Genomic DNA, 10,855 nt, shown 5'->3' with positions numbered 1-10,855 from the left:
ATTCTGGGTAGCTTAAGGCAAAATTAGAGAAAAATTCGAAATATCGCCTGCCGGGCCGAAAAAATTACCGCTCCGGGGATCCGTTCCGGAGCCGTTGCCCCATTTTTCCGTACGCTTTTTCCGGCCGGAAATGGGATTATCGGGCATTTTTTATAACTTTGCGACGCTTAATGCTTGCAAAACTATGAAAACCGACTTTCTGGTTATCGGTTCCGGCGCGGCAGGCCTTTCGTTCGCGCTCAAAGCCGCCGCCCACGGACACGTCACCATCGTGACGAAGGGCGAAATGAACGAGTGCAACACCAACTATGCGCAAGGCGGCATCTGCTCGGTAACCTACGCCCCCGACACTTTCGAGAAACACATCCGCGACACGCTGGTCTGCGGCGCGGGCAAATGCGACGAAGAGGCCGTCGGACTGGTCGTGCGCCGGGCGCCGGAGCTGATTCGGGACCTGATCGAATGGGGTACGCGCTTCGACAAGACTCCCGACGGGCGTTTCGAGCTGAACCGCGAAGGCGGCCACACCGAGCACCGCATCCTCCACCACGAGGACCTGACGGGCGCCGAGATCGAACGGGCGCTCATCGAGTCGGTCCGCAGGCATCCCGGCATCACCGTACTCGAACACCGCTTCGCCATCGACCTGCTGACGCAGCACCATCTGGGCGAGTTCGTCACGCGCCACACCCGCGGCCTGACCTGCTTCGGGGCCTACGTCCTGAATCTCGAAACGAACGAAATCGAGACCATGCTGGCCAAATTCACCGTCGTCGCCACGGGCGGCTGCGGCAACATCTACTCCACGACCTCCAATCCGGTCGTCGCCACGGGCGACGGCATCGCCATGTGCCACCGCGCCAAGGCGATCACCGAAAACATGGAGTTCATCCAATTCCACCCCACCACGCTCTACAACCCCGGCGAGAAGCCCAACTTCCTCATCACCGAGGCCATGCGCGGCTTCGGGGCCATCCTGCGCCTGCCCGGCGGCGAGGAGTTCATGGACAAATACCACCCGATGAAATCGCTGGCGCCGCGCGACGTGGTGGCCCGCGCCATCTACCGCGAAATGACCAAGCGGGGATCGGACTTCGTCTACCTCGACGTCACGCACAAAGATCCCGACGCCATCCGCAGCCACTTCCCCAACATCTACGAGAAGTGCCTTTCGATCGGCATCGACATCACCAAGGACTGGATTCCCGTCACTCCCGCGGCGCACTACTGCTGCGGCGGCGTCAAGGTGGACACCAACGGCGAAACCTCCATCAAACGGCTCTACGCGCTGGGCGAAACCTCCTGCACGGGACTGCACGGCGCAAACCGGCTGGCATCCAATTCGCTGATCGAAGCGGTGGTATACGCCGATCAGGCGGCTCGCCACGCATCGTCGCTGCTCGACCGGGTCGAAATTCAGGAGGGCATTCCCGACTGGGACTTCGAAGGCACGCAGCACACCGAGGAGATGCTGATGATCATCCAGTCGAAGCGCGAAATGCAGACGCTAATGTCCAACTACGTGGGCATCGTCCGCTCGAACCTCTCGCTCAAGCGCGCCATGCGGCGGCTGGAAATCCTGTGGCAGGAGACCGAGGAGCTTTACAACAAGACCAAGCCCAACCGCGAACTGTGCGAACTGCGCAACATGATCGCCGTGGCCTATCTGGTCATCAAGCAGGGCCGCGAAATCAAGGAGTCGGTCGGCTGCCACTACAATGCCGACTACCCGAAGGAGAACTAAGGATTGCCGCCGGCGGAACAGCGCCCGGCACTCCCCGCAATAAAACAGATACACATTCAGTTACATGACATTACAGGAAGAGATCACACGCCGCCGCACCTTCGCGGTCATCGCCCACCCCGACGCGGGTAAAACCACCCTTACCGAGAAACTGCTCCTCTTCGGCGGCGCCATCCACGTCGCCGGGGCCGTCAAGAGCAACAAGATCAAGAAGGGCGCCACTTCGGACTTCATGGAGATCGAACGCCAGCGCGGAATCTCGGTCGCCACGGCCGTAATGGGCTTCGAATACAAGGGCGCGAAGATCAACATTCTCGACACTCCGGGCCACGAAGACTTCGCCGAGGACACCTTCCGCACGCTGACGGCCGTCGATTCGGTCATCATCGTCATCGACGGCGCCAAGGGCGTCGAGTCGCAGACGCGCAAGCTGATGGAGGTCTGCCGCATGCGCTCGACCCCGGTAATCGTCTTCATCAACAAGCTCGACCGCCCCTCGAAGGAGCCGTTCGACCTGCTGGACGAGGTCGAAAAGGAGCTCAACATCCGCGTGCGGCCGCTGGCGTTCCCGATCTCGAACGGCCCCACGTTCAAGGGCGTATACAACCTCTACGAGAAAAACCTCTCGCTCTTCACCTCCGACGAGAAGCTCACGGCCGACGCCTCGACCGTCGAAATCTCGGACCTCGCCTCTTCGGAGCTGGAGGCCCAGATCGGCGACAAATTCGCGGCCCAGCTGCGCTCGGACGTCGAGCTGGTCGAGGGCGTTTACGACGATTTCGACCGCGGGGCCTACCTGCGGGGCGAACTGGCCCCGGTATTCTTCGGTTCGGCGGTCAACAACTTCGGCGTGCGCGAGCTGCTCGAATGCTTCGTGCGCATAGCCCCCTCGCCGTGCCCGGCCCCGACCGAAACCCGCATCGTGGAGCCTGCGGAACCCAAAATGACGGGCTTCGTCTTCAAGATCCACGCCAACATGGATCCCAACCACCGCGACCGCATCGCATTCCTCAAAATATGTTCGGGCACGTTCGAACGCAACAAAAACTACCTGCATGTGCGCAGCGGCAAGCAGCTCAAATTCTCGTCGCCGACGGCCTTCATGGCCGAGAAGAAGTCGATCATCGACTTCGCCTATCCGGGCGACATCGTGGGCCTGCACGACACGGGCAACTTCAAGATCGGCGACACCTTCACCGAAGGCGAAAAGCTCAAATTCACGGGCATCCCGTCGTTCGCCCCCGAACAGTTCCGCTATATCGAGAACGCCGACCCGCTGAAATTCAAGCAGCTCGCCAAAGGCGTGGACCAGCTCATGGACGAGGGCGTGGCGCAGTTGTTCGTCAGCTCCCTCAACGGCCGCAAGATCATCGGCACGGTGGGCGCGCTCCAGTTCGAAGTCATCCAGTATAGGCTCGAACACGAGTACAACGCCGCCTGCCGCTGGGAGCCGATCTCGATCTACAAAGCCTGCTGGATCGAGAGCGACAACGCCGCGCAGCTGGCCGACTTCAAACGCCGCAAGCACACCAACATGGCCGTCGACAAGCACGGCCGCGACGTCTTCCTCGCCGACACGAGCTACGGACTCGCCCTCGCGCAGGAGAATTTCAAGGATATCCGGTTCCACTTCACCTCGGAATTCTGACGCAGCGGCGCCGGGCGCAACACCCCTCCCGGCAAAACCCATCTTTCCGGCGCCTTCGCCGACCGACGCAAAAAAAGGGCTGTCCCGTGGGACAGCCCTTTTCCTTCGCACTCCCCTTCGGAAGCGTTCGCCGCACCCGAAGGAGGAAGGAATTTGCCGGAAAACTCCTTTGCTTCGTCTTGTCAAACCTCCATGGGAACTTCGATAATCAGCACCTTCGCGTCGGTTTCTCCCTTGATCGGGAACTCGTCCGCCCCGGTGATGCCCATGCCGTCGCGCGGTCCCAGCTCCTCGCCCGCCGCCTCGACGCTGCCTTCGATCACGAAGACGTAGGCGCCGTGGCCGCGGGTATTCATGCGGTATTCGACCACACGATCCTTGTCGAGGTCCAGCGTATAGAACCAAGCGTCCTGATGCACCCATCCCACATGCTCGCCGCCGCGGCCTTCGGGCGCCACGATCACATGCGGAACGTTGCGCTTGGCGGGCGCCAGCTCGACCTGATTGTAGCGGGGCGTATGGTCCTGCGCGTCGGTCAGCACCCATATCTGCAGAAACTTGACCGGCTCGGTCTCGCTGGCGTTCATCTCGCTGTGCGTGATGCCCGTGCCGGCCGACATCACCTGAATCTCTCCCGGACGCAGGACTTTCATGTTGCCCATGCTGTCGCCGTGCCTGAGCGCGCCTTCCAGCGCGATCGACACGATCTCCATGTTGTCGTGCGGATGGGTTCCGAAACCCTCGCCCGGAGCCACGGTGTCGTCGTTCAGCACCCGGAGGGCGCCGAAATGCACCCGGCGGGGATCGTAATAGTTTGCAAAACTGAACGTATGGTGAGTCTGCAGCCAACCGTGGTCGGCATAACCGCGCGACTCGGCGCGGTGAATCGTCTTGTTCATAACGGGATTTTTTGATTTTAAACTTTAACGGACCGGGGAGCAAACTCCGCGCCAGCCGCACCTCCGCGCGGCACATTACGGAATCCGCAGATGCGACTACACTTTCAGAAAAACGTTCTTTCTGTAAAGGAAGTAGAGAAACAGCCAGCAGACGGCCACATAACCCGCACTGCTTATCACGGCAGCCACGGCCTCAGGGCATTTCGACGCGATGCCGCCGAGGAAGAAGTCGGATATACGTCCGAAGCCCACGATACGCTGGGCCAGATAAATCGTAATCGAATTGAGCCCGACGACGCGGAAAAAGAGCGTCCAGCGGCGCCAGCCCCGCACGTCGATCAGGTAGTAAAACAGGGCGAACATCCCCAGCGAGTAGGCTCCCACGACGCATACGAAGGTGCTCGACCACAGTTTCTTGTTCACGGGCAGCACCCCGCTGAAGGCCAGCCCCGCCGCCAGCAGCGCCGCGGCCGCCGCGGCCATCCAAAGCGTCTTGCGGCCGCCCCGAATATCGCTGCGCCTTACGAATTCGCCCGTAAACATGCCCAGCATGGCTGTCACCACGGCGGGCACCGTGCTGAGCAGCCCTTCGGGATCGAACGACCCGTATATCAGCTTTCCGGGCAGGAACTGCCGGTCGATATAGCCTGCCAGATTCCCCTCGAAGGTCAGCGGCCCGGCGCCTGCGGCGTCGGGCGCCGCGACCAGCGCCGAAAGCGCTCCGTAACCGGCCAGCACCGCGACGGCGATCGCCGCACGGGTCTTCACGCCGAAATTGAGATACAGCACCGCGGCGATGCTCCACGCCAGTCCGATGCGTCCCAGTACGCTCGCGATCCGCAGATTCTCGAAATCGAGCTTGAACAGTCCGTTGTAAACCATGCCCAGCACGACGAGCGTCAGTCCCCGGCGGACGATCTTGGCATAGATGCGCCCTTCGGACATTCCTCCCGCACGCTGCTTGGCGACCGAGTAGGGAAAGCTGACCCCGGCAATGAAGAGGAACAGCGGAAAGATCGTATCGTGATGGGCGAAGCCGTCCCACGCGACATGGCTCATCGAAGCGGCTGCCGCATCGGTCACGGCCGAAGGCCACAAGCCGCACACGGCCACGACGAGCGACGCGAACCCCATGATGAAGAGCATGTCGAACCCGCGGAGGGCGTCGAGCGACATCAATCTTTCGGACTGTTTCATAATTCTGCCTGCACGAAAACCGGAACATGCCCCGAACGGCGCTCCGGACATCGGCGCCGGTCTTCATTTATCGTTCTTACAAAGATAATAAATATTCCTGATATATGCAACAGTTTCGAGGCCCGGCCGGAATCGCTTCCGCCGGGCCTCCTCATCGCTGTTTCGTACCGAATCACTCCAGTTCAAGGTTGCTCACCCGCCCGGTCACCCCGAACGGGAAATCGGGGTATACGTAAAGCCCGAACCGGGGTTCGGTCTCGCCGTGCGTATAGTTCCAGATGCTGGCGTAATCGTCCGCATCCTCGCCCATGTTTTCCAGCTGGCGCAGGTAGGCGGCCAGCGATTTGTTCTCGACGATATAGATTTCGCCCATCCGGTCGATGATCGGACTGTGGCGGCGCGTGCGGTCATGGTCGAAGCGCAGGATGCGCCTGCCTTCGGGCGTAATGCCCACCAGCCTGAACGACATGCTCTTGCCGATGGCCGGCAGGTTCAGCACGCTGCGGTCGGTCGCAAGGAACGGCAGCCGGTGTCTCTTCATAAAGCGGCGGAGCCGTTCGGCCGTGTCGCCGCCCTTCTCCAGCTCTGCATCCAGCTCCCCGGCCTGTTCGGGCGTCAGCCGGCCGTAAATCTTCTCCTCGTGCTGTTCCTGCAGCGACCGGCTGTTGGGCGTAAAGACGGCGTAATTCTCCTGAAACCCCTTCACCGAGAAGGTGTAGTAGCAGACCACGCCCAGCGCATTGAGCACCTGCCGCAGCCGGGTCGTATGCCCGCGGCGCGACGCCGCGACGGTATAGACCAGCTGGTTGGTGACGAGCCACCCGGCCGCGAGTATCCTGCGGATCGCCTCCTGCGCTTCGGGCGTCACCTCCAGCGGCGACTGGAAATGGGTCTGGATGATGAACTGCCGCACGCCGACGGCCGAAGCCTTCTGCTTGAACTCCCTGAGCACCTCCACCAATCCGTCGTCGATACGCATCGGCAGATAGGCCGGCAGGCGCGAACCGAGACGCACGCGCTGCAGTTCGGCGTATTTCTCGCCGTCGGGCCGCCCGGCGTTGGCCTTGCGCTTGCGGCAGGCCATGCGGTATACGGCCTCCAGTATATTGTGCAGCGTCTTGTTCTGGCTCATCAGGGCGTCCCCGCCCGTGATAAGGATGTCGCGCAGCTGCGTGTCTTCTTCGAAATAGGTCATCAGGCGGCGCAGCTTGTGGTCCCAGCTCTCCTTGGGCCGCAGGCTCTCGAACTCGAAGTTGAGCCGTTCGCTCTGAAAATCGTACATGCGCTGGCACGACGCGCACAACCCGCCGCAGGCGCGTCCCATCGTGTCGGGAATCAGGATCGCCACCTCCGGATAGCGGCGGTGGATATTGTGGCCGTCGGGCAGCAGCCACCCCGCGGCATTGGGCTTTCCGGCTTCGACGACGTCCTCCTTCTCCCACGCGCGGATGCTGCCGTAGGTCTCGACCAGCTGCGGCGAGTAGAGGATATAGCTGCGGATCGCCTCGTCGCCGTATCCTTTTCCGGTCACGTCCAGCAGCGAGAGATAATAGGGCGTGGCGAAGAACGGCATCCCCTTCTTGCGGGCCTTCGACAGCAGGTACATGGTCTCCGCCGAAAGCGAATTGCCCAGAAAGCGGTTCAGCTCCGAGGGGCTTTTCACCGCCATCGCCAGATGAAACCTGAAATCGTTCCACCAGATGGCCACCTGACGGTATTTGTCTTCATAACTCATCCCCTCCGCGAAACGGAACCGCGAGGGCGTCGATTTGCGGTTCTCGATCTTCTGCACCAGCAGATGCAGCATGCGCTCCCTGTTGTCGGCCCTGATCTCCCGCACCTCGGCATCGAGTCCCGAAGGCCAGCGCTCGGAGCGGATGCGGACACGCTGCATCGAAAGCGGCGGCAGTTCCGCTCCTCCGAGACGTTTGAACAGGTAGAACAGGTCGATAAACAGGTCCGTGCGCATCTCCACATTCTCCAGACAGCCCGTAAGAAACTGCCACAACAGCGTCAGCGTCCGCACCGGCATCCGCTCGCCGGTAGACAGTTCATCGACCTCCCGCCCGTCGTAATCGATCAGCAGCCGAATCTGCTCGCCCGCATCGCCCTGCGCGGACTCCGAACGGGAGACCCACTCGCCCAGACGCCTTCGGAACTGCGCGGCGTCGCCGCTCGCCTCGGCGGCGGCGACAAGTTCGGGTAACTCGTGACGGTAAAGCTGTCCAAGCTGGTAGAGCGTGAGCGCAAGCATTTTTCTTTGTTTCATAAGCTGTTGTTTTTCGTGTTAAGCATCTGTTGACAGGGGACCGCCGCAATCCCGCATCGCGGGCGTCGTCTCACGAAGTGCGGGACAGGCCCGGCGCGAAAAAAAATCGCAGAAATCCGCTGATCGCAAGAAACCCCGGCAAATTCCTCCGCATTTGAAAAACATTCCGGGGAAAATCGACACTTTTTCCGCCGCAAACATCCAGAATTGCTATCGAAGGGGTATAAAGGCAAAAATCTGCGGTCTGCACGACATGAATAATAACGGCCGCAACACGGGGTTTTGTGCAAAGATACGAAAAAAAATCGACATTCCCCGGCCCGGCGTCCGACGGCCCCGCCCCTTTTCCCCGTCGGCCGTGGCGTCAGCCGCCCGTTTCAGCCACTGCCGCCAAAACAAAATCAGCCGCCTATGTTTTCACATAAGCGGCTGACTCTCAGCTTGTCGGGGTGACAAGATTCGAACTTGCGACCACGCGCCCCCCAGAATTAAATTTTACTTTTTCCAATAAATTTAACGAACTATATTCCAGCGGATTTCACACACATTCAAAGAGTTGCAGTTTGCCATTATCGGGAGTTGTTACGATTTCGCGTGTTCCACTTGTGTACCACGCGCCGTCCGCCTACCCGATCAAAATTGAAAAGTGAATCCCCGACATCCAAAAATGCCGGGGATTATCATTCGGACAACCGACCCCAAATTCCTATTTCAGATCGCGGGCCTTAATGCGCACGACCTTTCCATCGCGCACGACAACCAGTTCGCCGTCCTCCTTCTTGGTCTTTTCAATCAGACGCTTTTGGGCAAGCAAAATGCCTGCATCGATTTTCTCCTGCATTTGCTTAATCTCAATCTCGCTCATAGCCTATGATCTTTTGATAAGATAACGGAGTCACAACCTTATTTATTCGAACCAGAAAAAATGCAAAACATTGATTCTAACCATTTTGCCAGCAAACATCAACCCAAAAAATTTTACTTTTTTGGTTCCCCCACCAATTTAACTAAAAATTAAGATCCTAATCAGAAGTTTCTATTAACCATTTATGTAATTCTGATAAAAACTCAAACTCTTCTTCTTTTACACTATATGTGTGAAAATTATTGTTTCTGATGCGTTCCAATTTCTGCATCCATTCTGTTTTGGCTTCTTTATTTCCACCTTTTTCTTCCCCGGGTTTGGTGTAATATTTTTCAAATATATCTCTCCAGTTGCTCCCATAAGTAGCTATTCTTCTATAGTCTATGAGGGTTAAACAATCCCATGGGGAATATTCCTCAGATGCATCTGTGATTTCATAATTCTTTTCAGATGCTAATTGGTTGGCTTTATCATAGACGGCTTTGGGGACACCTCTTTTAAACCATTGGCTTCCATAAGCCTGCTCTAATTTAGTTTTAAAATCCTCTTTCATAAAGGTTTCAATATCCCGAATGAATCTGAACGAATCTTCATTATATCGTTTGTCTTCATCTTTCCAATACTTATCTAATCCGTCCGGATGAAAATCAGTACGAACCTTTGATATTTCGCGTTGCAAAATTCTCCAAACTTTTGTTCGCCCAGCTATACCATAGCTTTTCTTTAATTCTATTTTAGATTCCGATGTCAAATTTTTATAGAAATCTATAATTGGATCCAAATAAAATTCCATTTCCTGCATGACATTTTGTGTCGAATCAACTTTGGGGTTTACACCCTTTGCTTTAACAATGTGATCGACAATATCGCTAAATAAACGAAGCAGGCTTTCAACATTGGCATTTATTGTTAAAAAACCGTCATCTGCATCTCCTTTTGACCACTCTTCTGGTAAATTATTTTTTATATAATCAAAACAACCTACAATAAAAGGAAAAAGCCTCTCTAATGTTGCATCATTATTTCCTTTATAGAAGGTTCCATCCGTTTTGATAGAATCTTTGTCGAATGTCCCAAAAAAGTTTCCACGGTCCAAACCGACTTTAATAGTATCAATCGTTATACAACGCGTTGCCGATTTGATATTTTCTCCAATAATAATACGATCATAAAGCGGGGATTGCATTTCTTCTCCTAAACTCAAGGCAATTTGAAGTTTTAATGCTTTAATTTGTTCCGTTCGGTTTTCTGAATTCCATAGCAAATCGGAATTTAAGGTGTTCCGTAGATTCTTGGGAACAGCCTTTTGGTTCTCATTGATCTGCATAAATAATTTGACTTGCTGCGTTCTCTCCAAATTAATAAAAGCAACTACTGGAATACAATTTGTCGCTTTATATGGGGAATTTGCATAACCATATAGCCTATGCTGTCCATCAATAATATATGCAGATCGATATTTTTTTGGCAAATGAAGAATTCCTATCCTTGAAATACTCTTTTCTACTTGATTTCCTGCACTATCAAATCTAACAGATTTTCCATTTGTATCAATATTTATAATTATTGAATTCGGGAAAAAGCCTCCATTATCAACGAAGTCCTGAACTGATTTTAGTCTTGACTTTTTAATTAAACGTTGATATGTAGGCATGAGTTTTCTGTTGGCTTTATTCCTATGCAAAACATAACCTATTTTGAGTAGCTTTTCAGGTTCAATCGAAAAGGAATAATAAGTATATCCTCCCATCTTACCTTTAATGGCAGGTATTCGGTTATCCAATTCAGGAATCGTTTGACCTTCAAAAATACTTCCCAATAATTGATATTTGGCCGAAGTCCCTAAATGCTTTGTAAGCTCCTGATAATATTTAAGAGTTTCTTCGTCAAAATGAATTATACCATAGTTATTTAATCGTGCATTGTCCTGTTCTGACAAGTAATAATTTTTTGTGGCAAAAATGAACTTAATCTTATATTTGGTATCAGGAAATAACTGTTGAATTGTAGTTATCAATCCTTCTTTCTTACCTCCTATCGCCTCTATAGTTTCTTTGAAGTTACTCTGCTTAGGATTCCCTGCAACTTTACATTCAATTATTAATATGGTTTCCTCATCCGCAACAAATATATCTATTTGCTGGGTTAATTTTTCATCGTTACTATATGGTAACCTAAAGTTACGATCTTTATTAAGGAATGAGAATCCCATGCGTGCAAAAAGAGCCCAAAC

At 54.9% G+C, this 10,855-nt stretch carries 7 protein-coding genes; 2 read left to right on the top strand and 5 right to left on the bottom strand.

The features are described from left to right. The first annotated feature begins 184 nt into the window (after positions 1-184). Together nadB and HMPREF9720_RS05090 are read left to right on the top strand one after the other, a co-directional pair. Positions 185-1,744: an L-aspartate oxidase gene (gene nadB / locus HMPREF9720_RS05095; protein ID WP_009597151.1), complete on the top strand. Its 1,560-nt coding sequence runs from the start codon at positions 185-187 to the stop codon at positions 1,742-1,744. 64 nt (positions 1,745-1,808) lie between these two features. Next, entirely contained in the window at positions 1,809-3,392 is a 1,584-nt protein-coding gene (locus HMPREF9720_RS05090) for a peptide chain release factor 3 (protein WP_009597160.1), read from the top strand. Between the two features lie 182 nt (positions 3,393-3,574). Here HMPREF9720_RS05090 and HMPREF9720_RS05085 read toward each other — a convergent pair whose 3' ends face one another. The 5 genes from HMPREF9720_RS05085 to HMPREF9720_RS05070 all read right to left on the bottom strand — a co-directional run. Then, the gene (locus HMPREF9720_RS05085) at positions 3,575-4,291 is read right to left on the bottom strand and encodes a pirin family protein (protein ID WP_009597158.1); all 717 of its coding nucleotides are present in this window, start codon (positions 4,289-4,291) and stop codon (positions 3,575-3,577) included. 96 nt (positions 4,292-4,387) lie between these two features. Then, positions 4,388-5,488: an acyltransferase family protein gene (locus HMPREF9720_RS05080; protein ID WP_039939937.1), complete on the bottom strand. Its 1,101-nt coding sequence runs from the start codon at positions 5,486-5,488 to the stop codon at positions 4,388-4,390. 172 nt (positions 5,489-5,660) lie between these two features. Next, positions 5,661-7,757: a KamA family radical SAM protein gene (locus HMPREF9720_RS05075; protein ID WP_009597157.1), complete on the bottom strand. Its 2,097-nt coding sequence runs from the start codon at positions 7,755-7,757 to the stop codon at positions 5,661-5,663. A gap of 706 nt (positions 7,758-8,463) precedes the next feature. Further along, entirely contained in the window at positions 8,464-8,622 is a 159-nt protein-coding gene (locus tag HMPREF9720_RS15610) for a hypothetical protein (protein ID WP_009597155.1), read from the bottom strand. A gap of 157 nt (positions 8,623-8,779) precedes the next feature. Continuing rightward, a partial coding sequence (locus tag HMPREF9720_RS05070; RefSeq protein WP_039939935.1) for a DGQHR domain-containing protein occupies positions 8,780-10,855 on the bottom strand: 2,076 nt, incomplete at its 5' end.

This window comes from Alistipes sp. HGB5 (genome assembly GCF_000183485.2).
GTDB classification, from domain to species: domain Bacteria; phylum Bacteroidota; class Bacteroidia; order Bacteroidales; family Rikenellaceae; genus Alistipes; species Alistipes finegoldii.
The sequence above is the reverse complement of the archived record's forward strand: the minus strand, read 5'-3'. Positions and strand labels throughout refer to the sequence as shown.

Bases quoted from the DNA above. Each gene is read 5' to 3' on its own strand.
- nadB (WP_009597151.1), top strand. From the start codon at position 185: ATGAAAACCGACTTTCTGGTTATCGGTTCCGGCGCGGCAGGCCTTTCG.
- HMPREF9720_RS05090 (WP_009597160.1), top strand. From the start codon at position 1,809: ATGACATTACAGGAAGAGATCACACGCCGCCGCACCTTCGCGGTCATC.
- HMPREF9720_RS05085 (WP_009597158.1), bottom strand. From the start codon at position 4,291: ATGAACAAGACGATTCACCGCGCCGAGTCGCGCGGTTATGCCGACCAC.
- HMPREF9720_RS05080 (WP_039939937.1), bottom strand. From the start codon at position 5,488: ATGAAACAGTCCGAAAGATTGATGTCGCTCGACGCCCTCCGCGGGTTC.
- HMPREF9720_RS05075 (WP_009597157.1), bottom strand. From the start codon at position 7,757: ATGAAACAAAGAAAAATGCTTGCGCTCACGCTCTACCAGCTTGGACAG.
- HMPREF9720_RS15610 (WP_009597155.1), bottom strand. From the start codon at position 8,622: ATGAGCGAGATTGAGATTAAGCAAATGCAGGAGAAAATCGATGCAGGC.